The sequence below is a fragment of the Cognatishimia coralii genome (assembly GCF_037478305.1).
Lineage (GTDB): Bacteria > Pseudomonadota > Alphaproteobacteria > Rhodobacterales > Rhodobacteraceae > Cognatishimia > Cognatishimia coralii.
The window spans coordinates 973,486-999,311 of record NZ_JBBGAZ010000001.1; the positions used below are offsets into that span (position 1 = coordinate 973,486).

The 25,826-nt window shown below is 56.9% G+C and carries 28 protein-coding genes; 17 read left to right on the plus strand and 11 right to left on the minus strand.

Annotated features, from left to right (window positions below):
* Positions 1–137: 137 nt before the first annotated feature.
* Complete coding sequence (locus tag WG622_RS04865; RefSeq protein WP_339402541.1) at positions 138–1,961, plus strand: hypothetical protein; 1,824 nt, start codon at positions 138–140, stop codon at positions 1,959–1,961.
* 50 nt (positions 1,962–2,011) lie between these two features.
* Here the strand turns inward: WG622_RS04865 and WG622_RS04870 are convergent, their stop codons facing one another.
* Entirely contained in the window at positions 2,012–2,257 is a 246-nt protein-coding gene (locus tag WG622_RS04870) for a DUF2842 domain-containing protein (RefSeq protein ID WP_339402542.1), read from the minus strand.
* On the minus strand, positions 2,257–3,552 hold the full coding sequence (locus WG622_RS04875) for an adenylosuccinate synthase (protein WP_339402543.1): 1,296 nt from the start codon (positions 3,550–3,552) through the stop codon (positions 2,257–2,259). Before WG622_RS04875 ends, WG622_RS04870 begins: the two co-directional genes overlap by 1 nt.
* A gap of 220 nt (positions 3,553–3,772) precedes the next feature.
* On the opposite strand from WG622_RS04875, the gene WG622_RS04880 reads away from it, so the two are divergent.
* Entirely contained in the window at positions 3,773–4,171 is a 399-nt protein-coding gene (locus WG622_RS04880) for a DUF6524 family protein (protein ID WP_209356758.1), read from the plus strand.
* Here WG622_RS04880 and WG622_RS04885 read toward each other — a convergent pair.
* The 3 genes from WG622_RS04885 to nthA are packed head-to-tail and all read right to left on the minus strand — an operon-like array spanning position 4,168 to position 5,767.
* A complete protein-coding gene (locus tag WG622_RS04885) occupies positions 4,168–4,488 on the minus strand; it encodes a nitrile hydratase accessory protein (RefSeq protein WP_339402544.1) in 321 nt (106 codons plus the stop codon). The two genes, WG622_RS04880 and WG622_RS04885, sit on opposite strands and share 4 nt — an antisense overlap.
* Entirely contained in the window at positions 4,485–5,156 is a 672-nt protein-coding gene (gene nthB / locus WG622_RS04890) for a nitrile hydratase subunit beta (RefSeq protein ID WP_339402545.1), read from the minus strand. Before nthB ends, WG622_RS04885 begins: the two co-directional genes overlap by 4 nt.
* Positions 5,153–5,767 carry a nitrile hydratase subunit alpha gene (gene nthA, locus WG622_RS04895; protein ID WP_339402546.1) on the minus strand — a complete coding sequence of 205 codons (615 nt, stop codon included), beginning with the start codon at positions 5,765–5,767 and terminating at the stop codon, positions 5,153–5,155. The genes nthB and nthA overlap by 4 nt, the downstream gene beginning before the upstream one ends.
* A 104-nt stretch (positions 5,768–5,871) precedes the next feature.
* Here nthA and WG622_RS04900 point away from each other — a divergent pair, with 104 nt between their 5' ends.
* From WG622_RS04900 to WG622_RS04940, 9 genes are all read left to right on the plus strand, one after another.
* On the plus strand, positions 5,872–7,122 hold the full coding sequence (locus WG622_RS04900; protein ID WP_339402547.1) for a sulfatase-like hydrolase/transferase: 1,251 nt from the start codon (positions 5,872–5,874) through the stop codon (positions 7,120–7,122).
* A 168-nt stretch (positions 7,123–7,290) separates the two neighbouring features.
* On the plus strand, positions 7,291–7,659 hold the full coding sequence (gene secG, locus WG622_RS04905) for a preprotein translocase subunit SecG (RefSeq protein ID WP_339402548.1): 369 nt from the start codon (positions 7,291–7,293) through the stop codon (positions 7,657–7,659).
* A 208-nt stretch (positions 7,660–7,867) separates the two neighbouring features.
* Positions 7,868–9,511, plus strand: coding sequence for a CTP synthase (gene pyrG / locus WG622_RS04910; RefSeq protein ID WP_339402549.1), 1,644 nt, complete (start codon positions 7,868–7,870; stop codon positions 9,509–9,511).
* 110 nt (positions 9,512–9,621) lie between these two features.
* On the plus strand, positions 9,622–10,107 hold the full coding sequence (locus WG622_RS04915; RefSeq protein WP_339402550.1) for a GNAT family N-acetyltransferase: 486 nt from the start codon (positions 9,622–9,624) through the stop codon (positions 10,105–10,107).
* Positions 10,108–10,219: 112 nt separating this feature from the next.
* Complete coding sequence (locus WG622_RS04920) at positions 10,220–10,639, plus strand: tellurite resistance TerB family protein (RefSeq protein ID WP_339402551.1); 420 nt, start codon at positions 10,220–10,222, stop codon at positions 10,637–10,639.
* A 45-nt stretch (positions 10,640–10,684) separates the two neighbouring features.
* The gene (locus WG622_RS04925) at positions 10,685–11,119 is read left to right on the plus strand and encodes a tellurite resistance TerB family protein (RefSeq protein WP_339402552.1); all 435 of its coding nucleotides are present in this window, start codon (positions 10,685–10,687) and stop codon (positions 11,117–11,119) included.
* Complete coding sequence (locus tag WG622_RS04930; protein ID WP_339402553.1) at positions 11,116–11,877, plus strand: phosphate/phosphite/phosphonate ABC transporter substrate-binding protein; 762 nt, start codon at positions 11,116–11,118, stop codon at positions 11,875–11,877. Before WG622_RS04925 ends, WG622_RS04930 begins: the two co-directional genes overlap by 4 nt.
* Before the next feature lie 34 nt (positions 11,878–11,911).
* A complete protein-coding gene (locus WG622_RS04935; protein ID WP_339402554.1) occupies positions 11,912–12,592 on the plus strand; it encodes a type 1 glutamine amidotransferase in 681 nt (226 codons plus the stop codon).
* A 109-nt stretch (positions 12,593–12,701) separates the two neighbouring features.
* Complete coding sequence (locus WG622_RS04940) at positions 12,702–13,916, plus strand: DegT/DnrJ/EryC1/StrS family aminotransferase (RefSeq protein WP_339402555.1); 1,215 nt, start codon at positions 12,702–12,704, stop codon at positions 13,914–13,916.
* Between the two features lie 40 nt (positions 13,917–13,956).
* On the opposite strand, the gene phaR is transcribed toward WG622_RS04940, so the two are convergent.
* The 3 genes from phaR to phaC form a co-directional block, all read right to left on the minus strand.
* Positions 13,957–14,499, minus strand: a complete 543-nt coding sequence (gene phaR, locus WG622_RS04945) for a polyhydroxyalkanoate synthesis repressor PhaR (RefSeq protein WP_209356771.1) — start codon at positions 14,497–14,499, stop codon at positions 13,957–13,959.
* A 123-nt stretch (positions 14,500–14,622) separates the two neighbouring features.
* On the minus strand, positions 14,623–15,066 hold the full coding sequence (locus WG622_RS04950) for a phasin family protein (protein WP_209356772.1): 444 nt from the start codon (positions 15,064–15,066) through the stop codon (positions 14,623–14,625).
* Positions 15,067–15,195: 129 nt separating this feature from the next.
* Complete coding sequence (gene phaC, locus WG622_RS04955; protein WP_339402556.1) at positions 15,196–16,989, minus strand: class I poly(R)-hydroxyalkanoic acid synthase; 1,794 nt, start codon at positions 16,987–16,989, stop codon at positions 15,196–15,198.
* 107 nt (positions 16,990–17,096) lie between these two features.
* Here phaC and phaZ point away from each other — a divergent pair, with 107 nt between their 5' ends.
* Positions 17,097–18,371 carry a polyhydroxyalkanoate depolymerase gene (phaZ, locus tag WG622_RS04960; protein ID WP_339402557.1) on the plus strand — a complete coding sequence of 425 codons (1,275 nt, stop codon included), beginning with the start codon at positions 17,097–17,099 and terminating at the stop codon, positions 18,369–18,371.
* On the opposite strand, the gene WG622_RS04965 is transcribed toward phaZ, so the two are convergent.
* Entirely contained in the window at positions 18,372–19,724 is a 1,353-nt protein-coding gene (locus tag WG622_RS04965; RefSeq protein WP_339402558.1) for an MFS transporter, read from the minus strand.
* A gap of 78 nt (positions 19,725–19,802) precedes the next feature.
* Positions 19,803–20,537: an alpha/beta hydrolase gene (locus WG622_RS04970; protein ID WP_339402559.1), complete on the minus strand. Its 735-nt coding sequence runs from the start codon at positions 20,535–20,537 to the stop codon at positions 19,803–19,805.
* Positions 20,538–20,735: 198 nt separating this feature from the next.
* Here WG622_RS04970 and thrS point away from each other — a divergent pair, with 198 nt between their 5' ends.
* From thrS to WG622_RS04995, 5 genes are all read left to right on the plus strand, one after another.
* Complete coding sequence (thrS, locus tag WG622_RS04975; protein WP_339402560.1) at positions 20,736–22,673, plus strand: threonine--tRNA ligase; 1,938 nt, start codon at positions 20,736–20,738, stop codon at positions 22,671–22,673.
* 219 nt (positions 22,674–22,892) lie between these two features.
* Complete coding sequence (locus WG622_RS04980) at positions 22,893–23,198, plus strand: BufA1 family periplasmic bufferin-type metallophore (protein WP_209356778.1); 306 nt, start codon at positions 22,893–22,895, stop codon at positions 23,196–23,198.
* 68 nt (positions 23,199–23,266) lie between these two features.
* Positions 23,267–24,124 carry an MNIO family bufferin maturase gene (gene bufB, locus WG622_RS04985; RefSeq protein WP_339402561.1) on the plus strand — a complete coding sequence of 286 codons (858 nt, stop codon included), beginning with the start codon at positions 23,267–23,269 and terminating at the stop codon, positions 24,122–24,124.
* Positions 24,121–24,879, plus strand: a complete 759-nt coding sequence (locus tag WG622_RS04990) for an HvfC/BufC N-terminal domain-containing protein (RefSeq protein ID WP_339402562.1) — start codon at positions 24,121–24,123, stop codon at positions 24,877–24,879. Before bufB ends, WG622_RS04990 begins: the two co-directional genes overlap by 4 nt.
* Positions 24,879–25,457 carry a DoxX family protein gene (locus WG622_RS04995; RefSeq protein ID WP_339402563.1) on the plus strand — a complete coding sequence of 193 codons (579 nt, stop codon included), beginning with the start codon at positions 24,879–24,881 and terminating at the stop codon, positions 25,455–25,457. Before WG622_RS04990 ends, WG622_RS04995 begins: the two co-directional genes overlap by 1 nt.
* Here the strand turns inward: WG622_RS04995 and WG622_RS05000 are convergent.
* Positions 25,454–25,822, minus strand: a complete 369-nt coding sequence (locus WG622_RS05000; RefSeq protein ID WP_339402564.1) for a hypothetical protein — start codon at positions 25,820–25,822, stop codon at positions 25,454–25,456. The genes WG622_RS04995 and WG622_RS05000 overlap by 4 nt on opposite strands.
* Between the last annotated feature and the right edge of the window lie 4 nt (positions 25,823–25,826).

Genomic DNA, 25,826 nt, shown 5'->3' on the forward strand with positions numbered 1-25,826 from the left:
CCTATATCACCTATCCTTATTAACCAATTGCCCCATTTTAGCCTCAAAATGATACGCTGAAAGGCACAGAATCGATCACGTTTGGCCACCCTCCATGTGGTAAACAAGTTTCTGAGTAGTGCAAAGGAACCGGGAACATGGTTACCAATAATAAAGTACTGACAGTATCGTATGGGACATTCTCCTGCACGCTTGAGGGTTTCGAAGACAACTTCGAGACCATGAAAGCGATTGCGGAATACTTCCGGGACTTGGCCGCGGACGACCGTTATTTCGGTGCAGAGCCCCCAACCCCAGATGCTGAAATGCTGGCGCGGATCGCAGAACGCGAGATCGAACGCCGTGTGCAAGCCCGTACTGATCAAGGCACTTTGGTTTTGACCGCTGGCGACGCGATTGCGGAGCCTCAGGAAGACATCGAAGAAGGGATCACCGAGGCCCCTGAGGCCGAGCTTGAAGATCACACCCCTGAGGGTGAAGAAACCGTCGCAATCGACGAGGACCAGCTGGCGCAAGAACGTGAAGCCTTCTTCGCGGAAGTTGACACGGTCGCTGAGGAACACGCAGCCGAGGTTGCAGATGATGTCGCGGCCCATGAAGCCGAGGCTGAAGAGGCTGCAGAGATCGAAGAGGCTCCTTTTGAGGAAACTCCAGAAGTCGCTCAAGAGCTTGTCGAAGACGAAATGATCGAAACGGCAGAGGCCGAAGAGAGCGTCGAAGAGATCGATGAGGCTCCTGAAGCTGAAATGCTTACCGACGCTCACGAGGAAGCAGCATTTGATGACGAAGCAGAGGATGTCGACGACGCCGACAACTTCTTTGCTGACAGCAAGGCACAAAAGGACGCGGGCGTCAGCAGCATCGCTGCAAAACTGAGCCGCATTCGTGCCGTAGTTTCCAAAGCGGAACAGGAAGAGGACAGCTCGCCCTACACCGAAGACGAACACGCTGAAAACCCAGCCGCCGATTTCCTGCGTAAATCTGCAAGCGACATCGAAGGGTCTCTAGAAGACGAAGACGATATCGAAGCCGCACCCGCTCCGGCAAAAGGCCGCGTGATCCGCATGCGTCGCTCCGAAAAGCAGGTCGAAGCAGAAGCGGAGCCAGTGGCGGAAACCCCAATTCAAGAGCCAATTCCGGAACCCACACCAGAACCCGAAGTATTCGCCGAGGAAGAGGTCGCCGAGTTTGAAAACGGCTATGCTCACACCGAGCTCGACGAAGAGGAATACGACGAGGAGATCCTTGAAGAGACCCCTCCTGCCCCGCGTCAGCGCGCCAATCTGACCGAAGACGCGCCACAACAGGATTCTGTTGATCGTCTGCTGGACGAGGCAAACACCAAACTGGAGGACCCTGACACCAGCCGCCGCCGCACTACTCTGGCGCATCTGCGTGCTGCCGTCGCTGCGACCCGTGCCGAGAAGAGCGCTGGCACATATGAGGGCAACAAGGATCAATCCGGTGCCTACCGTGAAGATCTGGCGGATGTCATGCGCCCACGTCGCCGCGCAAGCTCTGCCGTTGCCGCCGAGGCTCCGATCGAAGATACCGATAGCGCAGCGCCATTGCGTCTGGTTGCGTCACAGCGCGTCGATGCCGTACCCGCCCGCGAAGAGGCCGTACGCCCGCGTCGCGTGTCTCCGGCGGATATCCAGTCCTTTGAACCAAAAGAAGAAGGCGATTTCGTAGCATATGCAGAAGAAGTTGGTGCAACTGAGCTGCCAGACATTCTAGAGGCCGCCGCATCCTATCTGACCTATGTCGAAGGCCGCCGTCGCTTCTCGCGACCGATGCTGATGCGTCTGGCTTATCAACTTGGCCCAGACCGGTTCCAACGCGAAGCGGGCTTGCGGTCCTTTGGCCAATTGCTGCGTGACAAAAAGATCGAAAAGATCGCAGGTGGCCGGTTCACCGCCGCAGAGACCATCGGGTTCAAACCGGCAACTGCTGTAGGCTAACGTCGACATCAACAACAAAAGAGCCGCCCCACAGGGCGGCTTTTTTGTTTTCAGTCCTCGGGATCTGCATCGGGATCCGCTTGTCCTATCCCAAGAAATATGGATTTGAACGGCAGGATCCAAGCAACCCCTAGCCCGATATAGACCAAGAGTTGTAGAATAAAGGTCAAAGCGCTGTCGCCAAAAAAGCCCACCAGAGTCGTCGCCAGCACGGTGGCTAGGATGATATAGATCGGCAGGCCTACCACCAGAATGAGGATAGACCAGCGCCGACGGGCTTTGTAGCTGAGCGCCATCAGTCCGCGAACGGGTCGGTCACCAGAATGGTGTCGTCCCGCTCCGGGCTGGTGGACAAAAGAGCAACCGGGCAGTCGATCAGCTCTTCGACGCGTTTGACGTATTTGATCGCATTGGCAGGCAGGTCGTTCCAACTGCGCGCGCCTTCTGTGGACTCAGACCAACCGGGCATCTCTTCATAGATCGGGGTGCAACGCGCCTGTTGATCGGCGGCAGTTGGCAGGTAGTCCAGAGTTTCGCCGTCCAGCTCATAGCCGACGCAGATCTTCAGCGTCTCAAACCCGTCCAGAACGTCGAGTTTGGTCAGAGAAATCCCGGTCACGCCCGAGGTCGCACAGGTCTGGCGCACCAGAGCGGCGTCAAACCAGCCACAGCGGCGTTTACGACCTGTCGTGGTGCCAAATTCATGACCGCGCTCGCCGAGGCGTTGGCCGTCAGCGTCTTCCAGCTCGGTTGGGAACGGGCCTTCGCCGACGCGGGTGGTGTAGGCTTTGACGATGCCCAGAACATATTCGATAGAGCCCGGGCCGACACCGACGCCAGTCGCTGCCTGCCCTGCGATGACGTTTGACGATGTCACAAATGGATACGTGCCGAAATCGATGTCCAGCAAAGCGCCTTGCGCCCCTTCAAACAGGATCCGCTTACCGGCTTTGCGCTTTTCGTTCAGCACCTTCCAGACTGGGGCCGCGAAAGGCAGAATTTCAGCGGCGATCTCTTTGAGTTGCGCGATCAATGCGTCGCGGTCCACAGGTTCGATACCCAGACCTTTACGCAGCGGATCGTGGTGTTGCAGCGCACGGTCAACACGCGCTTCCAAGGTGGCTTCGTCCGCCAGGTCGGCAACGCGTACAGAACGGCGGCCAACTTTGTCTTCATAAGCCGGGCCGATGCCGCGACCAGTGGTGCCGATTTTGGTTCCCTTAGAGGCCGCTTCCTCGCGGGCACGATCCAACTCGCCATGGATCGGCAGGATCAGCGGCGTGTTTTCCGCGATCATCAGCGTCTCTGGCGTGATCTCGACGCCTTGCTCACGCACGGTCGCGATCTCTTTGACCAGATGCCACGGGTCCAGCACCACGCCATTGCCGATGACAGACAGCTTGCCACCGCGCACAACACCAGACGGCAGCGCGTGCAGCTTATAGACCTTGCCGTCGATCACGAGGGTATGGCCCGCGTTATGGCCCCCTTGGAATCGCGCGATGACATCAGCGCGCTCGCTGAGCCAATCGACGATCTTGCCTTTTCCCTCATCGCCCCATTGGGCGCCGACGACGACGACGTTTGCCATATCTGGTCCTTTTCAGAGATCAAACCCGCGCCCTTTTAGCGATAGTCTTTGCGCAGTGAAACCGGAAAGTGCGTGAATTTGGGGGATGCGTCGAAAAACCCACTTTTGCTGTTTGCTCGCCTCGCAAACCAAGAATTTAAATTAATTTGGTTAGCGATACTGGACAGCCCGCACCATTTTGAGCATTTTTTACGGCAAACAAGCCCGAATGGGACGAGATATGGGTTTTTTCCTCCGCTGGCTCTTTGCCTTTTTGCTGCTTACGGCAACCTACAACCCCACTGGATTTAACTATCTGGAATGGGCGGCGGTGAACTATGTCGAAGAGCTGCCGATGACGGTCTTTCTGGGACTGCTTTTGGCAATTGGCTATCTGATCTATCTGCGCGCTACGTTGCGCTCGATCGGAGCAGGCGGGATGTTCCTGATCCTGATCGTACTCAGCGCCTTGATGTGGGTACTTTATGATTGGGGCCTGCTCGCGCCGACTGGTGAGGTTGCTTACACGTGGCTTGGGATTTTCGCGCTGTCGATTGTGCTGGGCATTGGCCTCAGTTGGAGCATCGTGCGCCGGAACCTCTCTGGCCAAGTCGATATGGACGACGTCGAAGAGGACTAAGCGGTCGATTTGATCCGAACAGGCTGCCCATGCGGCGTGGCAAGATAGGCCTCGGTCCATGATTGTTTTAGGTCGGCAAGCAAAGAAGCCTCGGAGATCCCCTGCCCGGTTAACAGCGTTTCCAATGCGGTCAGCCAAGCATTGAAATAATCGTCCCCACCATTCAACTCCCGGCTCAACCCGTCGTGCTTAAGCTGTTTGGAAAACACCTCGACCCACTCAGCCCAGGCAAAATGCCCAGCTTCATTCATCGCAACAGTCAAAGCAAAGAGCTCAGCATGCCAAGGGGCCTCAAAGACGGGCTCTGGGCGGTTCATGCTGGCTCCAGATAGCTTTGCCAGAGATCGAGGATCACCTCGTCATTGGGGTTCTCAGGATGCTCCCAAAGCTCTGTGGATTTGACCGCAACTGCGAATAAGGGCTCAGGCGCTTCGCCCAAACCATGCGCGCTGGAGTCTGGCAGGATATGCGTGCCGTGATAGATCACCACCTCTCCGATGGCCCCGGCCGCATAAGCGGGCAATCGTGTGTGGCCACCATTCACCAAAGCATTGCCCGACCGCGCACGCAGCCTGACTTTATCCCCACGTTTGAAAGCGGGCGCGATGTCGCTGGGTCGATCTGCTGGTCCTCCGGCCGCCAAAGCGGCGGCGACTTTTTCGGCCAGCAACTTTCGATCTGCCAAGGGCGAGATCCCGTCGGCCTTGCCCGACTGCAACTCTTCGCGGGTCACAACACCTGCTTCGATCAGCAGTTCGGCCAAGCCTCCCATCCATTTCTCGTAATAGGAAAACCGCGTGTAATCCTTCGGCGATAACCGCTCCCGCGCATGGCGCGAGATATCAATATTCCACTGCCCCAAAGCGCCCGCCGCCAGCGTCAGCGCAAGGGCACGCGCGTGCCAATCCTGCGCAAATGTGGCGTCATCAGACGCATTGACCGCACCGTCTCCAAAGCGCCCGCCCATGTCATGCACGCGGCTCATGAGTTTGGCTCCAAGGCCAGCCCCGTGCCGATCATCGCATCACGTGTGATCAAAGCCGCCAGCTCCTCTTCGCTCATGCCGTCGGTCCCCTCGGGGCGCTCTGGCACCACCAGGTACCTCGTCTCGGCGGTCGAATCCCAAACCCGCACGGCTTTCCCTTCTGGCAAGGTCACGCCAAAATCCGCCAAGACCGCACGAGGCTCTCGCACCACCCGCGCGCGATAGGCATCGGACTTGTACCACCCCGGAGGAATGCCCAGCAAAGGCCAAGGATAACAAGAACATAGGGTGCAAACGACGACGTTATGAACCTCGGGCGTGTTCTCGACAAAAATCATATGCTCGCCCTGCCGCCCATAGAGATCCATCTCGCGCAACAGAGGCATGGGATCACTCAGCATCGCCGCGCGGAATTCAGGATCCACCCACATCTTGGCGACCACCTTTGCGCCATTCTGAGGGCCCACCTTATGGGCATAGGTCTCGATGATTTCATCAAGCGCGGCGGGATCGACAAGGCCTTTGTCGACCAAAAGCGTCTCAAGTGCTTTGACGCGCAGGGCGGGATCGGACGGCAGGTCCGTATGAGGATGGGAATGATCATGTGGCATGGGCCCAAGCCATCACCAAAGTCCCCGCATGTCCAGAGTTTCTTAATTTTTCGCGACGGAAAATCGTGCGCGCACCGTTACACTCTCACCAACCGGAGGACGCAATGCGCAAAACCCTACTCGCCGCCGCCCTAAGCCTGACCCCATTGGCCGCAACAGCCAGCCCCAATGTGCTCTTGGTGATCGCCGATGACATGGGCGTGGACGCAAGCCCCTGCCACGCCCAAGGATCAAGCGTGGTACGCATGCCCACACTTGAAGCGCTCTGTGACACAGGTCGCGTCTATGACAACGCCCATGCCTACCCGACTTGCTCTCCAACCCGCGCCTCAATCCTAACCGGCCTTTACGCCAGCCGCACCGGCGTCGGCAGCGCGGGCGCAGGGCTTGCGACCAACACCCCGAGCCTCTTTGATCGCCTCAACCAGCAAGGCAAATATGCCTCTGCCGTCGTCGGCAAATGGCACCTCTCTGAATCCCGCCGAGACCTCACCCACCCCGCGAAACTCGGCGTGCCAACCTACTACGGCATCCCATCCGGCGGCGTGCAGGATTACGAAGACTGGCGCGTCGTGGAAAATGGCCGCACCTCAACCTCCTCGACCTATGTGACCACAGCCATCACCGACTACGCCATCAACTGGATCGACGACCAAAACAAACCCTGGTTCCTCTGGCTCGCCTACACCGCACCGCATACGCCCTTTCACGCGCCGCCCAGCGATCTACACAGCTTTGGCACCCTCTCTGAAAACGCATCGGCAATCCGCAAAGACCCCCGCAAACACTACTTTGCCGCCCTAGAGGCGCTGGACACAGAACTCGGCCGCCTCCTGGACAGCCTCTCCCCTGCCGAGCGGCGCGACACCGTCGTCATATTCACCGGAGACAATGGCACCACCCGCCAAGTCACCCGCCGCCTGAATACGCAACGCGACGCCAAAGGCACGATCTACAACGGCGGCACCCATGTGCCGATGGTGATCACGGGCCCCGGCGTCTCCAAAGGCCGCACCGAAGACCCAGTCCAAGTCACAGACATCTTTGACACAATCCTCGCGTTGACCGGTGCGCGTGGACAAACGGCCGACAGCCACGACCTAGCGCCGACCTTCACAGGTCAGTCCACAACCCGAGACGCCGCCTACATCGAACATTTCTCTTCCCGGTCAGGCCGCGGCAAACCGGTCTATGGCTGGTCAATCATCAGCGAAGACTACAGCCTCATCGCCCCAGAAGACGCGCCAATGGAGCTCTATGCAAGCTCGGACCAAAAACAGCGCAAGAACCTGATCAGCAAAGCCAAATCAGAGGCCGAGAAACTGGTCGCACTCCGCCAAGACTACCTGAACTGATCCGCCTTCATCTTGCTATAAATACTCCGGGGGTTTGGGGGCTGGCCCCCAATTCCCTCACATTTTCGCGCAAAGGCCTGTGCCTGCCGCCCAAGCCCCTTGCCTCGCACCCAAAAACTGCATAGATAGCCCGCTGTAATCGCACACTACAGCCACGCAAAGGCCACCATGGAAAACGTTGTCCTCATCATCCACCTTCTTCTGGCGCTTGGCCTGATCGGCATCGTTCTGATGCAACGTTCCGAAGGCGGAGGCTTGGGCATCGGTGGCGGTGGCGGCGGTGGCGCCGTTGCGGGCCGCTCAGCAGCGACCGCTCTGGGCAAAATCACCTGGGTCCTGGCGATTGCCTTCATCTGCACATCCATCACGCTGACCATTCTGGCCGCACGCAACGCGGCTGGCACCTCGGTCATCGATCAATTGGGCGTAGACGTTCCTGCAAGCGAAGCCACCGTGCCGACCGCACCAACAGCCGAGGGCAGCCTGCTGCCACCTGCTGAGGGCGACGACGCGCCGCTGGTTCCAATCGCAGAGTAACGACTCGGGTCGATTTCGGCCCCACCACCAGTACTTGAGTATCTAACGGATGCCGCAACTGTATCTTGCGGTCATCTTGCCAAGCTATTGCGAATCCTTTATATGTGAACCCCCGTGATACATCGGCAGAATCGCTGCCGAGGGTGTTCATTTTGAATGCAAGTCGCGCCCGAATTGCGCGCATCAACTCACGGGGGTCGCCAACTCTATGGCACGATTTATCTTCATCACCGGCGGCGTGGTTTCTTCCCTTGGCAAAGGTCTGGCCTCCGCGGCTTTGGGCTCTTTGTTGCAGGCCCGCGGCTATTCGGTGCGCCTGCGGAAGCTCGACCCCTATCTGAACGTCGACCCCGGCACGATGAGCCCTTTTGAGCACGGCGAAGTCTTTGTCACCGACGATGGCGCGGAAACCGACCTCGACCTCGGACACTATGAACGCTTCACAGGCGTGCCTGCGCGGATGACCGATTCCGTCTCCTCTGGCCGGATCTATTCCAACGTTTTGGAAAAAGAACGCCGCGGCGACTATCTCGGCAAAACCATTCAGGTCGTCCCCCATGTGACCAATGCCATCAAAGAGTTCATCTCAATTGGCGAAGACGAAGTGGATTTCATGCTCTGTGAAATCGGCGGCACGGTGGGCGACATCGAAGGCCTGCCGTTTTTCGAAGCCATCCGCCAGTTCAGCCATGACAAGCCCCGGGGCGAATGCATCTTTATGCACCTGACTTTGCTGCCGTATCTGGCGGCCTCGGGTGAGCTGAAGACCAAACCGACACAGCACTCTGTGAAAGAACTGCAATCCATCGGCATCGCGCCCGACGTTCTGGTCTGTCGTTCTGAACAGCCAATCCCAGAAAAAGAACGCGAGAAAATCGCGCTGTTCTGTAACGTGCGCAAAGAGGCGGTGGTTGCGGCCTACGACCTCAAATCCATTTACGAAGCCCCACTGGCCTACCATCGTGAAGGCCTCGACCAAGCGGTGCTGGATGCATTCCAGATCGCCCCTGCGCCGAAACCGAACCTTGACCGCTGGAACGACGTCTACGACCGGATCCACAACACCGACGGCGAAGTCTCTGTGGCTATCGTTGGCAAATACACCCAGCTTGAGGACGCCTATAAGTCCATCAAAGAGGCCCTGATCCACGGCGGCATGCACAACCGCTGCAAGGTCAATGTGAACTGGGTCGATGCCGAGGTTTTTGACAAGGGCGATGCCGCCCCACATCTGGAAGGCTATGATGCGATCCTCGTGCCAGGTGGCTTTGGCGAGCGCGGCACCGAAGGCAAAATCAAAGCAGCCCAATTCGCGCGTGAACACAAAGTCCCCTACCTCGGCATCTGTCTAGGCATGCAAATGGCCGTCATCGAAGCCGCGCGCAACACCGCTGGCGTCGAAGGTGCAGGGTCTGAGGAATTCGACCACGAAGCAGGCAAAAAACGTTTTGAACCCGTGGTTTACCACCTGAAAGAATGGGTCCAAGGCAACGCCAAAGTCACCCGCAAAGCCGATGACGACAAAGGCGGCACCATGCGGCTGGGCGCCTATAACGCGACGCTGGCTGAAGGCTCCAAAGTCGCCGAAGTCTATGGCACCACCGCCATCGACGAACGCCACCGTCACCGCTATGAGGTCGACATCAAATACCGCGAACAACTGGAAAAAGCTGGCCTCAAATTCACCGGCATGAGCCCGGATGGCCGCCTGCCAGAGATCGTCGAATGGCAAGATCACCCTTGGTTTATCGGCGTACAGTTCCACCCGGAACTCAAATCCAAGCCCTTCGATCCGCACCCGCTTTTCCGCGATTTCGTGAAAGCTGCCTTGGAAAATTCGCGCCTAGTCTAACGACCCCGAATTAACCATCTGGCACTTTTTCGCGCAGATCGTTTCGCGAAATCCGAAACCTCGTGTTAGCCTCCTCTTGCGCGGTCCCCGACTGACGCAAGGGAGGCTATATGTCATTGTTAACCATTCGCCGGGCGCGTGCGTCCGACGCCAAGTCGCTTGCAAAGATCGGTCATCAGGCCTGGCAACGCGGCATTGCAGCCCATCTGCCCGCGAACGCCCGTGACAAGATCGGCCCGCAAGTCTTTGAAGATTTTGTAAATTCCTTTCCAGACGAAATCCTGATTGCCGAAGACGAGGACGGCATTCTTGGCTTTGCCGCCACAGAAAACGGCGACAATCACGTGACAGATCTTTGGGTCGCGCCCGCCAATCAAGGCAAAGGCATCGGCTCGCAACTCATGAAACGCATGGAAGATCGCGCCCGCAAACGCGGCTTTGATTCCGTCGAACTTGAGGTGCTTACATCCAACACCCGCGCCCTCAGCCTCTACAAATACCTTGGCTACCGCGTCACCAAACGCGGCATGAAAATGGACCGCGTGCTGGAACTCCCGCTGCATAAAACCAAACTCAAGAAATCCCTCTTCTTCTAAGTTTCATCTTGCCTGAAAAACTCTGGGGTGAGGCCGCAAGGCCGAGGGGCAAAGCCCCTATTGCGCCATGACCTCCTGCGTCCCATAGTGAACAAAAAACAGGGACATTTTCATGTGGGACGACTTTCTAGCGCGCCTGCGCGGCACATCAAAAGCACAAGAGCTTCCTGAGCCTGACGAAAGGCTTGCCCTCGGCGCACTTCTCGTCCGCGTCGCGAAATCGGACAGTTTTTACCACGTCAACGAGATCGTCGAGATTGACTATATCCTCGCGCAAAGTTTCGGCCTGAACGCGGTCGAGGCCGCCAAGCTTCGCGCCACCTCGGAAAAGCTGGAATCCCATGCACCAGACACCACGAACTTCGCGGCACTGATCCGTGAAACGGTGGACTACGCCCATCGCTTGGAAATCACAGAGCAACTCTGGAAAGTCATCCTGGCCGACGGGCGCGACCTGCCCGAAGAACACAGCGCATTGCACGAGATCGAAAGCCACCTTGGGATCAATCCTGCCGACAGCCCGGCGCGATAGCTCTCAAGCCTTGACGCCCGAACAAAAAATACCAATCTAGCGCTCATGTTTGCTGATTTTCTAAAGCGTCTCACCGCCCCCGATCCCGAACCCCTCAATGATGGCGACGCACGCCTTGCCCTGACCGCCCTCCTGGTGCGCATTGCGCGCGCCGATGGCGACTATGCGCAAGCCGAGATTGACCGGATCGACCGGATCACAGCCGCCCGCTATGGGCTTTCTGCGTTCGAGGCCAGTGCCCTGCGCAAAGAGGCCGAGACCTTGGAAACCGAGGCCCCCGACACCGTCCGCTTTACCCGCGCCATCAAAGACGCCGTGCCTTTTGAAGGGCGCATCGCTGTGATTGAAAGCCTGTGGCAAGTGGTTCTGGCCGATGGAGAACGCGATGCCGAAGAAGACTCTCTGGTGCGGCTGGCGGCCAACCTCTTGGGGATCAACGACCGCGATAGCGCCCTGGCGCGTCAAAGGGTCTCTGAATGATCGCGGCTTTAGGCATGTATGACCGGCCGGAAACAGCGGCTGCAAATGATGCTCTCTGGTCCGAAATCCAACAGAATTTGGGATATGGCCCAGATGGCCTGACACGGGATCAGGATTTTTGGGATATCTGGCAGTCTCCGGACCTGCTCCTAGCCCAGACCTGTGGCTTGCCTTATCGCGCGAAGCTGCATGACAAGGTTACCTTGTTCGGAACGCCAATCTACGACATTCCGGACTGTCCAGCCGGCCACTATTATTCGGTTCTGGTCGCGCACCGGACTGGTGCAGACAAGCTCTCAGATTTCGACGGCTGCACCTTTGCCTATAACGAAGCGCTCAGCCAATCCGGTTGGGCCGCGCCGACAAAGGCTTTACTAGAAAGCGGCATAAAACCCGGCAACCTCTTGGAAACAGGCGCCCATCGCGCCTCAGCCATTGCCGTAGCAGAAGGTCGCGCGGATCTTGCGGGCCTGGATGTTGTGACATGGCAGCTCATCCAGCGTCACGACGCGTTTGCGAATGATCTCAAAGTGATTGCAAAGACCGAACCAACCCCGGTCCTGCCGTTGATCACGGCCCAAGACCGCGATCCCGCCCCTCTGTTTGACGCGATTGAAGCCGCGATTGCAGCGCTTCCTGCTGCTGCCCTCGACGCGCTTTTCCTGCGCGGTGTGACCCATGTGCCCAAAGCCGACTACCTGGCCCAGCCCATTCCGATCCCACCGGAAAGCTTTGACCTCCGCCAGCCTGCGCGCTAACCATTTCCGGCCCCTAGCCTAAGGATCTTCACAGATGAAAATCGGCTTTCTTCTTTGCGGAACCATGCCGCAACCCGCCATCGATGCGCATGGCGACTACACCGAGCTCTATGCAGAGCTATTGGGGGGTCAGGGATTCACTTTTGACTCTTGGAATGTGCACGAAGGCGACTTCCCTGAGTCTCCGCAGGATGCGGACGGTTGGCTGATCAGCGGGTCACGACATGGCGCCTATGAGGACCATGATTGGATCCCTCCGCTTGAGGATTTCATCCGCGCAAGCGTCGAAGCAGCGCGTCCCATTGTGGGCATCTGTTTCGGCCATCAGATCATTGCACAAGCCCTTGGTGGCAAAGTAGAAAAATACGAGGGCGGCTGGACATTGGGCCGCCAGACCTATGACTTTGCGGGGCTGGATTTGCCGCTTATGGCCTGGCATCAGGATCAAGTCACAGAGATCTCCGAGGGCGTGCAGATCATCGCCAGCACCGACAGGTGCAAACATGCGGCCCTCTTATACGGAGACCGCGCTTTCACGCTGCAGCCACATCCGGAATTTGACGCCGAAACCGTTGAAATCTTGGCTGAGGTGAACAAAGCAAACGTGCCGGATGACCTCCTGAAAGCCATCCCAAACGGCCTCTACGAACCGATTGCAGACGAGATTCTCGCCGATCAGATTTCGGATTTTTTCAGGCTGTCCCGCAACCCGTGACCCGCTTGCAATAGCGGCTCGAATTCACACTCTCCTCAGAGTTTAGCCTCGTTTTCTCACCGCCACTGTTTTATTATTTCCAAAGCATAACTTAAGAAAAGTGAAAACTATGGCCCTGCCAGACGTCTATTCCTCCGAGCCGATCCCAGAGTCTGTCCGCCCGGAAATCGAACGCCTTCTGCAAACTGCTGACCTCTTCCGCTATACCGCGCCTCAGGATGCGCCGGTGGCACTGTTAGAGCAGGAATTTGCAGAGATGCTGGGCACGAAATACGCGCTTGCGGTCTCCTCTTGTTCGGCCGCTTTGTTTCTTTCACTGAAGGCGCTCGGCTTGCCCAAAAACGCTCGGGTGCTGATCCCAGGCTTTACCTTCGCTGCTGTGCCCTCCTCTGTCGTGCATGCGGATTATCAGCCTGTGCTGTGCGAAGTCGGCGAGAACTATCGCATCGATCTCGCGGATTTTGAGGCCAAGCTGGGCGACGTAGACGCGGTCATTATCAGCCACATGCGGGGTCATACCTCTGATATGGACGCGATTATGGCGCTCTGTGACGCGCGGGACATTCCGGTGATAGAGGACGCCGCCCATTCGCTGGGCACCACCTGGAATGGACAGAACATCGGCACGATTGGCAAGGTCGGCTGTTTCTCGTTCCAATCCTACAAGCTGATCAACGCGGGCGAAGGCGGCATCATGGTCACCGATGACGCGGATCTGGTCGCGCGTGCTGTAATCATGTCAGGCGCTTATGAGCACAATTGGCAGAAACATAAATCCCGCACGGGCGACAACAGCGCCGAGCTCGAAGAAGCCTTTGCGCGCTGGCAGAACAAACTGCCGCTGTACAATCTGCGCCTTGGCAATATGTCGGCCGCTTTGGTGCGTCCCCAACTGGCCGAAGTGCCGCGTCGCGTGCGTGACGGTCGCGCGAACCACGATTATGTGGCTGCGAAATTGAACGAAAACGCCTGGATGCAGGTGCCTGAGAAACTCGCACCAGAGGAACGTGCGCCGGATAGCATTCAGTTTAACCTTGAAGGAATGGACGACGCTCAGATCGCGGCGTTTCAAACTGCGGCGCAATCCCGTGGCATCAAGGTTCAGGTCTTTGGGGCCTCACAGGACAATGCCCGCGCCTTCTGGAACTGGCAGTTTATCGAGGATCTGCCAGAGCTGCCACGAACCCGCGCCATGCTGATGCGGGCCTGTGACGTCCGCCTGCCCGCGCGTCTGAAACAAGACGAACTAGACGTGATCGCAGGTATCTTGATCGCAGCGGTCAATGACGTGATGGAACCAACCCAGCTTGCCACCGCAAGCTAGGGGCAAAGAAAAACGCGGCCTCGGGGGGCCGCGTTTTCGTTTATGACAGCTTGGACAGCTTGGCCTGAAGATCGGCGAGTTGTTTCTTTATGTCAGCGAGATCCTCGCCCTCTTCTTCCTTTGCTGGCTCTGGTTCCGGCGCAGAGGTGCCACCAGTCCAACCGGAGAACCCACCGCTCATCGCCTTCATAAAGGCCTCTTGCTGCGCCATTAGCGCTTGCATAGGGCTATTTTCGGGCATTTGCTCCATCATCTTATTCTGACCTTCCCGCAGCATTTCAAAGCTGGTGGCCAGGAACTGCGGCACCATCGAGGTTGCCTGAGATGTATAGGAGCGCACGAGGTCGTTCAGAACATTCACCGGCAGCATATTTTCGCCGCGGCTTTCGTGTTCTGCGATGATTTGCAAAAGATACTGACGGGTCAGGTCATCGCCAGATTTCAGGTCTACGATCTGAACCTCTCGGCCAGAGCGGATCACAGCAGCAATATCGTCCAGGGTCACATAGTCGCTGGTTTCGGTATTATAGAGCCGGCGGCTCGCGTAACGCTTGATCAGAAGCGGGTTGTCACTCTCTGCCAAAATTGTCTCCCCAGATTTTCAGCACTGCAGCAGACTTTTGCGCGTGCAGCAAAAAAAAGCAAGGGCGCGCCGCATTGGCACGCCCTTAAACCATCCGATGGGGGGAGGTAAATCGGTAGGTAATTACTTAGCAGTCGCTTTTTTAGCTGCTGCAGTTACGTCTGCAGTTGCCTTTTTGACAGCTGCTTGCGCGCCGTCAGTTGCTTCTTTGGAAGCAGACATGAACAGTTCGAAAGAGTCTGCCTGAACTTTTTTCGCAACTTCTGCGAATGCTGCCAGGTTTTCTGCAGCAACTTCAGCTTGAGCAGACGCGAAGTCGGTCATTGCTTTTGCGTAGTCTGCTGGCTCTGCTTTGGCCTTAGACATGTCGGACAGTTTTGCCAGAGTGTCTTTGGTCCATTTGTTGGAGATCTCAGAGGATTTCTCTGCTGCGGTCAGGGCAACGCCTGCCAGCTTTTCGTTCAGGGACGCGGTGTTTTTGAAAGCATCTTCGAACGCTGCGGTGTCTACCGGAAACGCGCCCATCATATCCTTCAGAACGGCGGTCATGTCTTGTGTCTTAGCCATAGTCCTAATTCCTTGTGTGATGTCGCGGGACAACCCCGCTGTTTTCTGCATCTGCATTGTAAGTACATTCTGCATCGCAGCATTGCAAGGGTATTTTGCTGCACTGCAGCAAAAAATTTATAAGACGTTCTATTTATAGGCTTTTTTCTTCACATATTCGCCCGGAGCGGCACAAAGGACGGGGTGATCCGAGTCGCCAGGCGCTCTTGCAGGCACCTTTTTACCCGATTTCGGAGACAACCACGCATCCCAAGTCGGCCACCAGGACCCCTCATTATAGGTCGCACCGTCCATCCATTCCTCGGCGCTGCCCTTCATGTCTGCATTGGTATAGTGACCGTATTTCTTTTTGCTGGGCGGGTTCACGATCCCAGCGATATGGCCCGACTCAGATACCACAAAGTTTTTGGAGCGGCTGCCAGACTGCTGGTAACCACGATAACAGTCTTTCCAAGCCGCAATGTGATCGGTTTCGCAGGTGATCGACATCGTCGGGATCGTCACATCTTTGATCGAGAGTTTCTCTCCAAAAAGGTCAAAGCCCTCGCCAACGAATTCATTGCGCTGACACAGCCCCCGCAAATATTCGACCGCCATCTTGCCCGGCAGACCAGAGCCATCGCCATTCCAGAACAAAAGATCGAAGGTGGCTGGCGCCTCGCCCATCATATAGCTCTTGATGGCGGGGCCGTAGATCAGATCGTTTGAGCGCAAAAAGCTGAACGTCCGCTGCATGATCAAAGACCGCAGCACGCCTTGCTGCTCACATTCGCGTTCGATCCCGTCGATGAAGTCGTTCTGCAGGAAGGGCGTGAATTCGCCTTGATCCGAGAAATCGGTGAGCGTGGTAAAGAAAGTCGCCGACTTCACCGATTTATCGCCGCGCTTCTTCATCAGAGACAGGGTAAGGTTCAACGTGGTGCCCGCGATGCAATAGCCAACCGCATTGACTTGCTTTTGATCCGTGATGGACTTCACTTCTTCGATCGCACGCAAATAGCCATCCTGGATATAATCCTCCATACCGATCTCGGCATGGCTTGGGTCCGGGTTCAGCCAACTGACAATAAAGACGGTATAGCCCTGATCCACGACCCATTTGATCAGGCTGTTCTTCTCTTTCAGATCGAGAATGTAGTATTTGTTGATCCACGGCGGGAAAATCACCAGAGGTATTTCATGCACCTCATCGGTGCTTGGTGAGAACTGGATGAGCTCCATCATCTCATTGCGATAGACAACGGCCCCTTCGGTGGTGGCGACGTTGCCGCCCAGCTCAAACGCTTTTTCATCCGCGAGCTTCACAATCAGCTCGCCATTGTTCTCTTCCAGATCGCGGATGAGATTTTCCAGACCATCGACAAGCGACTGACCTTCGGTCTCCACGGCCTTTTCCAAAGCATCTGGGTTGGTGGAGAGAAAATTCGTCGGGCACATCATTTCGACGATCTGGTCGGCGAAATAGTTGATCCGACGCTTTTGGGTTTCGTCCAGATCTTCCATTGCGGCCACAGAATCGCGCACCGCTTGGGAGTTCAGCATGTACTGCTGTTTTACGAAATTGAAGTACGGGTTGGACTGCCACAACGGATTTGAAAAGCGACGATCCTGCGGCGTGCTGTCCGCCGGAGGCTCGAATTTACCCTGTGCGAACATGTGCTGCGCTTCGATAAAATGCTTCACAGATTTGCCCCAGAAGGCCATCTGCTGTTCAAAAATCGCACCCGGATTTTCCATCGCTTTTGCCCAATATGCCGTTGCAGCATTGGAGAACACATCTTCATTGGGGCCGGTCAAAGATTTGCGCATGGGCTGGTGGTGCGCCATGACTTCTATCAATCTTTGAGACAATTCTTCTACGCGCTTAAGATTGTCGGACATTTTGTCCAATTTCGCGACTGCAGCATCTTCGCTAGTTGTCATATTAAGATCCAACCCCTATGGTCGCTGCTACGCAGCAAAAATACGCGCTCGGTAATACGTTAAACGCCTTTAATTGGTATCATAGCCGTGCAAACAAGGAGAAGCCAATGCGTTATATGGCCACCTATGATTTGATGGAAACGATCCGCAATACCAATGAATGGTACGGTGCGACCGCGCGGGCGATGGCGTCCTACCCGATGTTTGCGCTCTTCCCTTCCCCTGCTCTTAAGTGGATGGAAGCCTGGGGCGAAGTCACCGAACGCACCTTCCAGCGTATGGTCGTGAAGCCTGACTGGGACATCCAATCCTTTACCTGCGAAGATGGTAAGGACCACGTGGTTCAGGTGAAATCCGTGGTCGAAAAGCCTTTCGGCGATCTCATCCATTTCTCCGTCGCAGGGCGCAAACGTCGCAAACGTCAGGTGCTTTTGGTAGCGCCGATGTCTGGCCACTATGCGACACTGCTGCGCTCGACCGTGAAATCTCTGCTGCCTGACTGCGAAGTCTATATCACCGATTGGCACAACGCCCGCGACATACCTGTCAGCGAAGGCAAGTTCGATGTCGAGGATTACACGCTTTATCTGGTCGACTTCATGAAAGAACTCGGCCCGGACACCCATGTCATTGCTGTCTGCCAGCCAGCCCCGCTGACTTTGGCTGCAACCGCCTATCTGGCCGAAGAAGACCCCAAGGCGCAGCCACGCTCGCTCACGCTGATCGGCGGCCCGATCGATCCAAACGCAGCCCCAACGGATGTGACCGACTTTGGCCATTCCGTCACCATGGGCCAGCTAGAGGAAATGATGATCCAGCGTGTTGGCTTTAAATACGACGGCGTGGGCCGCAAAGTTTACCCGGGCCTGCTGCAGCTCGCGTCCTTCATGTCTATGAACGCGGACACGCATGGCAAGGCCTTCATGGATCAGATCACCCGCGTCATGAAGGGCGAGGCCTCGGATCACGACAAGCATAACCGTTTCTATGATGAATATCTCGCGGTAATGGATATGCCTGCCGAATTCTACCTGTCCACCGTCGATCGCATCTTCAAAAAGGGTGAGATCGCGGCGAATGAATTCACCGTTGCGGGTCGCAGAGTCGACATCGGCGCGATTACGACCGTAGCGGTTAAGACCGTTGAAGGCTCCAAGGACGATATCTCAGCGCCGGGCCAATGCGTGGCGGCTCTGGATCTGCTGACCGGCTTGCCAGACGAGAAAAAGGCCCACCACCTTGAAGAAGGCGCGGGCCATTACGGGATCTTTGCTGGCAAAAGCTGGCGGAACAACATTCGCCCGCTGGTTCTGGATTTCATCAACGCCAATAGTGGCGACGCGAAAAAGCCAAAAGCAGCAAACAAAAACGCGGCGGCCTAGTCAGGCCGCACGCGCATCGTGAACCCCTTTGGCACGTGGCCGATAGGCCAGTGCCAAAAGGGCGATCCCTCCCCACATAATGATTGCAGGCAACAGCGTCACGGCCCAGCGCAAGGCTTCTAGCGCGCTGTCGCTTTGGGCCACAACGCCCTCAGAGCTTTCCTGAAAGCCATAAATGCTCAGGACAAGGCCAAGCACCAAGGGCGCAAAGGCATTCGCCACTTTCTGACCAAAGAGCCAAAGCGCCGCGAAAGCGCCCTCTACGGCCTCGCCGCTTTCGTCGCGTGTCACGTCCATCAGGTCGGGGTACATCGCCCAGGGCAGCTGCTGATACGCGCCATTACAAAAACCCGCGAAGATGAACAGGATCGCCATGAGGCTGATGCTGTCCGCAGGAAGCTGCATGTAAATCGCCGCCAGTACCACGGTATAGATCACCATGCCAAATATCAGCGCCGAGAGCTTGCCCATACGCGCCGCCGCAAAAACCCAAAAGGCCTGCGACAGTACCGAGCCGACGATGAACATGGCAAAAAGCGCTGCAAAGACACCCAAAGCGGCCGCCAACCCTGCCAGCGGGCCGCCCGTTGCGACCATCAAATAAAGCGCCGAAATCTGCAGCCCAGCCGCGATCAAAGCAACGCCCAGCGTCAAGACGCCATAAATCACGACCAGCAAAGTGAACCGACGATTAGAGAGCACCAGACGCAACATGTCGCCCAGACCCAACCCTGTCGGCGTCGCAATCCTCGGCGCGCGGCGTGTGGCGGCAATCGACAGCCAGATCGCAAGCACCATGATGGGCGACACATAAAGTACCGCCATCCCGAAACCCGCCTTCGTGTCTCCGGCCAAAGCGGGCACCACCGCCCCTGCCATCAACAGCCCCAAAGAGGCAAACCCCATGCGCCAGGCCATCATCACCGAGCGCTCCTGCGGGTCCTGCGTCATCTCTCCGGCCATCGCGCCATAGGGAATGGTCACCGCCGTAAAACCCAACGTCGCCAAAGCAAAGAAGGCCATGACCCAGGCGGCATTGGCCTGCCAACTCATACCATCGGGCACCATAAAGATCCCAACGATCCCAACGGCCTGCACAACAGCCCCGATAAACATCCACGGATACCGCCGCCCAAAGCGGCTGTGGGTCTTGTCTGACAGATAGCCGATCAAGGGATCCGTGATGACATCAAAGGCCAAAACCGAGAAGGTCAGCACCCCCGCAACAGCAGGTGGCACCCCCAAATAAGTGGTCATAAAGGCAAAGACCAAAAGCTGCTTTACCACCACGAAAACATTGATACCCAGATCGGCCAGTCCCCAGCCCGCCTTCTGCCCTACAGATAACGCCATAAATCCCTCCCTTTCGGTCGGATCAGGCTAAGCGGTTTCGCCGCTGTGACAAAGATTCACCTAACGTCAGCCGAAGGCTTAAAGAACCTCGGTGATCGCCTGCGTAATCAGATCAAGGCTGCGCGGATCAGACAGGCTGTGATCGCCCCCCTTCACCAATGTCAGTCGCATGTTCTCGCAATCGGCATGATCCAACAAGCGCAAAGCCGTTTCCCGTGTCACCGCCGTGTCTTCTGTGCCCTGCAAAAACCGCACCGGAAAAGGCAATGGCAACGCCTCACGCAAAACCAGATGATCCCGCCCATCCTCGATCATGCGCTTGGTGATGATGTAAGGCTCCATATAGTCCGACGGTAATTCAACATGCCCAACGGCCTCTAATGCTTCCTTCTGCGCATTCGTAAAGTTGGCCCAATAACCATCCTCTGTAAAATCCGGAGCCGCCGCAATCGTGACCATGCCCTTAATCCGATCCGCGCGCGCTTTGGCCAGCAGCAACGCCTGCCAGCCACCCATCGAAGAGCCAACGACAACAAGCCCCCCCTCCGTCAACGCATCAACCGCCGCCAGAGTATCTTCGTGCCAATCCCCAATGCAGCCATCTTCAAACCGTTCAGAACTCTGCCCATGGCCAGAATAGTCAAACCGCAAGAAAGCCTGCCCGCGCGCCTGGCACCAATCTTCCAAGTGGATCGCTTTGGTGCCTTCCATGTCAGACTTTAGCCCGCCCAGAAACACCACAGTCGGCCCCGCGCCTTCGGTCTTGTGATAGGCCAGCCGCCGCCCCTGCTCGGTTTCTAGAAAATCCACCATGACATCCTCCGTTTTCCACTGCTTAACGTGGCAGCCCTAAAACCAAAACACATTTCATCTTGCCCCAAATACTCAAATCCCACAGCGCCACAAAAGCTGTGGTTGACAGGGCGCGTGCCTGGCCTCAAAAGGACAACGAACCAAATAACCCGCAACCGGGCGTTCCGTGGGCGCCAAACTGACGAGGAGAGCCAAACTATGGCCCAGATTTCCCTCACTTTTCCCGATGGCAATGCACGTGACTATGACGCAGGCGTCACCCCTGCCGAGGTCGCTGCCTCAATCTCTACTTCTCTCGCAAAAAAAGCGATCTCGGCGACCGTCGACGGCGTGCATTGGGATATGCAGTGGCCGATTGAAGCCGACGCGCATATTGCTATCAACACAATCAAAGACAACGACGCCGAGGCGCTCGAACTGATCCGCCACGACTGCGCCCATATCATGGCGCGCGCGGTCCAAGAGATCTGGCCAGATGTCAAAGTCACCATCGGCCCGGTCATCGAAAACGGCTGGTACTATGACTTTGACCGTGCCGAGCCGTTTACCCCTGATGACCTAGGCGTCATCGAGAAAAAGATGAAAGAGATCATCAACAAGCGCGATGCGGTCCGCACCGAGGTCTGGGAGCGTAATGTTGCGATCCAATACTATAAAGACCGCGGCGAACCCTACAAAGTCGAGCTGATCGAAAGCATCCCGGGTGATGAGCCTCTGCGGATGTATTGGCATGGCGACTGGCAAGACCTGTGTCGCGGTCCACACCTGCAACACACTGGTCAGGTTCCGGCGGACGCCTTCAAACTGATGAAGGTTGCTGGCGCCTATTGGCGGGGCGATTCTGATCGTCCTATGCTGCAACGGATCTACGGCGTGGCGTTTAAGAACAAAGAAGACCTGCGCGCGCATTTGAACTTCCTCGAAGAAGCCGAAAAGCGCGACCACCGCAAGCTGGGCCGCGAAATGAACCTGTTTCATTTCGAAGAGGTCGCACCGGGCTCGATCTTCTGGCACCCATCTGGCTGGCGCCTGTTCCAATCGCTGATCGCTTATATGCGCCGCCGCCAAGAGGCCGTGGGCTATGTCGAGGTGAACTCGCCTGACATTATGGACAAAGCCCTCTGGGAGACCTCGGGCCACTGGCAGAACTATCGCGAAAACATGTTCCTGGCCGAAACCCAGGATGACCGCGAATATGCGCTCAAGCCGATGAACTGCCCTGGTCACATGATGATCTACAACCAAGGCATCAAAAGCTATCGCGACCTGCCCGTGAAAATCGCCGAATTCGGCAAGGTGCATCGTTACGAGCCATCCGGCGCGCTGCACGGCCTCTTGCGGGTCCGCAGCTTTACCCAGGACGACGCGCATATTTACTGCACGCCGGAACAGCTTACCGAGGAATGCCTCAAGGTGAACGAGCTGATCCTGTCGATCTACAAAGACTTTGGCTTTGAGGACGTGCACGTCAAACTCTCGACCCGCCCAGAAAACCGGATCGGCAGCGATGAAAGCTGGGACCTGTCCGAAAACGCCCTGCGCACGGCACTGGATCAGGCAGGGATGGACTATACCATCTTTGAGGGCGAAGGCGCGTTTTACGGTCCGAAACTGGAATATGTTCTGCGCGACGCGATTGGCCGGGATTGGCAATGTGGTACGCTACAGGTGGACTACAACCTGCCAGAACGGTTCAACACGACCTATATTGCCTCTTCGGGTGAAAAGATGGTGCCAGTTATGCTGCACCGTGCGCTCTTTGGGTCGCTGGAACGTTTCACCGGCATTCTGATCGAACAACACGCAGGCAAGTTGCCCTTCTGGCTGGCCCCGCGTCAGGTGGTTGTGGCGGCGATTGTGTCGGATGCGGATGACTATTGCCTTGAGGTGGTCGAAAAATTGCGCGCCGCGGGCATTCAGGCCGAGGCCGATCTGCGCAACGAAAAGATCAACTATAAGGTCCGCGAGCACTCGCTGGCGAAAGTTCCGGTCATTCTGGCCTGTGGCATGAAAGAGGTCGAAGAGAAAACCGTCTCGACCCGCCGCCTAGGTGAGAAGCAGACCAAGGTCCAGAGCCTGGAAGAGATTGTTACAATCCTCGCAGCCGAGGCAACGCCACCGGATCTGGCACGGTAAGCCTGTAACATTTGGCGTAACATTTTACGAAAAGCCGGTCACATTGGGCCGGCTTTTTCTTTTTTTACTGGGAAAATTGCTGCATTCCCTCTCACAGGAGATAACACAGCCGTGACACACGTTTCCGTTATTGGAATTTGGGCGGTGGCCCCGACTAATGTTCACTCAAGCCGTCGAGCGCGGCTGGAATTAACCTTTTATCCATGAGGACTTAACCAAATGTCTACTCCACTGAAATCCCTGGCCGTGGCCGCATCCGTCGCAGCAGCAGTCACCGCAGCAACCGCACCAGCAGCTTCCGCAATGGGCAAAGAAAAATGCTACGGCGTTTCCCTCGCAGGCGAAAACGATTGCGCAGCCGGTGCAGGCACCACATGCAAAGGCACCTCCACCGTTGACTATCAAGGCAACGCATGGACTCTGGTAGACGCAGGCACTTGCGCAGAGATCGAACTGCCAGCAATGGCAGACGGCACCGCACGCATGGGTTCCCTGGAAGAGCTGGACCGCGACCTGCCAGCATAAGCTTTCCCGAGCTGGACCTGACCGTCGGGTCCAGCTCACCCCAACTGCACTTGGTAAAGAGGTTCGCCATGTTTGACAAAAGTTTTGAACACCTCCCACAGGGGTGCGGCGTCGGATACAAACCTCAGCATTTCGCAGACATCATGGAAAACGCCGGCGCAGTCAGCTGGTTTGAGATCCATGCAGAGAATTACATGGGCGACGGCGGCCGCCCCTTGGCGCAACTTCGGCATCTGGCCGAGCGCTATGCCATGTCCGTCCACGGTGTGGGTCTTTCGATCGGTGGCGAAGGCGACCTTGATCAAGACCACCTCAATCGCCTGAAGCATCTTGTGGGCTGGCTAAACCCTGCCAGCTTTTCCGAGCATCTTGCTTGGTCCACCCACGAGACACATTTCCTGAACGACCTGCTGCCCCTGCCCTATAACGCAAAGACCGTTCATCGCGTCAGCAGCCATATCACGCAGGTCCAAGAGACCGTCGGTCGCCAGATGCTGCTTGAAAACCCCTCGAACTATCTGGCCTTTTCCGACAGCGACATGAGCGAGATTGATTTCCTGAAAGAGGTCGCGAAACGCTCCGGCTGTGGGCTGTTGTTGGACGTGAACAACGTCTTTGTCTCGGCAACCAACCAGAAAATGAACGCTGTTGAATATATCGACGCCTTCCCGCTGGAACTGGTCGGAGAAATCCACCTCGGCGGTCACGACGAGGACGTGGACGACCACGGTGACCCTCTGTTGATCGACAGCCATGACCAGCCGGTGGTCAATCAGGTCTGGTCGCTCTTTGCCCATACGATCCTGCGCGGCGGCAAGAAGCCCGTGCTGATCGAACGCGACGGCAATATCCCTCCGTGGGACGAACTTGAAGGCGAAGCCGCCCAAGCCCTTGATATCATGACAAACGTCAAGGCCGCGGCATGACACCGGATCAAACAGATTTCACCGAGGCGCTGCTGCGCCCCGATTTACCGCACCCGGAAAACCTGATCGACCATGCGGGGCGTCCGGCGGGCAAACGCTTTGACGTCTACCGCAACAACGTTGTGCTCAGCCTGAGCGAAGCTTTGGAAACCAGCTTTCCGGTGCTGCAGAAACTGCTCGGCGAGCAATTCTTTGGCGCGATGGCGGGTCTGTTCGTGCGGCAGCATCCGCCAACAACGCCGATGATGATGTATTACGGCGAAGAGATGCCGGCGTTTCTGAGCGGGTTCGAGCCGGTTCAGAAATACCCATATCTCCCCGATATCGCCCGTCTGGAACTGGCCATGCGCCAAAGCTATCACGCCGCAGATGCCACAGCGATTGATCCGCAAATCATCGCCACCCTGCCCGCGGATCAACTGATGGCCGCGCGTCTAGACATTGCGCCCTCGCTGAAACTCTTGCGCTCCCGCTGGCCGATCTTTTCGATCTGGTCTGCCCAAACCCACGGCACCCCAATGCCCGAGGCCCCGAGCGGAGAGGCCCTGATCATCACCCGCGCCGAATTTGACCCCGCGCCCCAGCTTTTGCCCGCAGGCGGCGCGACCTTTGTCATGGCCCTGCAAGCGGGCGAAGCCTTTGGTCAGGCGCTCGACAAAGCCACCACCGCCATTCCCGATTTTGACCTGCAAACAACCTTGGGACTCTTGATTGCCGGGAATGCCATAACCGCCATAAAAACCGGAGATGCGTAATGATTAACCAACTGATGTCACTCTATAAAAGCATCTTCTCGGGCGTCGAACGCCTTGCAGAACCTTGGCTTTTGCCAACCCTCTCACGCTTTGTTTTCGCAGCCGTGCTGTTTTACTATTTCTATCAGTCGGGCGTGTCCAAAGTCGATTTTGGCAACGGAATCTTTGGGTTCCTGAAGCCGACAGACGGCGGCTTTGTCCAGATCTTCCCGAAAGCGGCTGAGGCTGTGTTTTACGACATCACGCAAGCGTCCTTCTTTCAGAAGCTTGTGATCGTGGGCGGCGGCTGGGCCGAAATCCTTTTGCCCATCATGGTCGTCATCGGCCTTCTGACGCGCCTTGCAGGCGTTGGCATGATCGGCTTTGTCGTGGTCCAAAGCCTCACCGACCTTTACGGTCACGGCGGCATCGCCCACAAAGAGACACTCGGCGTCTGGTTCGATCAGTTCTCAAACTCGGCGATCCTGGATCAACGCGCCTTCTGGATGCTGCTTTTCGTGGTGCTGATCGTGCGCGGCGCCGGCCCTATTTCGGTCGACGCCCTGCTCGGCCTGAACAAAAAACCAGTCGCCGCTTAGAAATGCGCCTTTTCCTCGTCGGGCTTGCCGGCTGCAACGGCCAGCACCCCGGCGAGACCCGCAAAGGCGATCGGGAACATCGTAAAGACGTTGAACCCAAAGCCCGCATACATCCAAGCCGCTGAGATCAAAAGCAAAACGCCACCCCACAGCGCCCGTGCGCGCGCCATTGCGCCCCCCGCAATGGCCAAAATAGGTGCCATCAGGGCCGTAGAGCGCACCAAACCGACGTTCTCGACCTGTGTCGCCCAGTCTCCGACTTCACCATAGCGGTCAATGACTTCGGTGTAGCCCCAGCCAAAAAAGCCAACGATCATGCCGAAAAGTCCGGCGATGATCCCTAAAACCAGTGCTGCATTCCGCATCTGT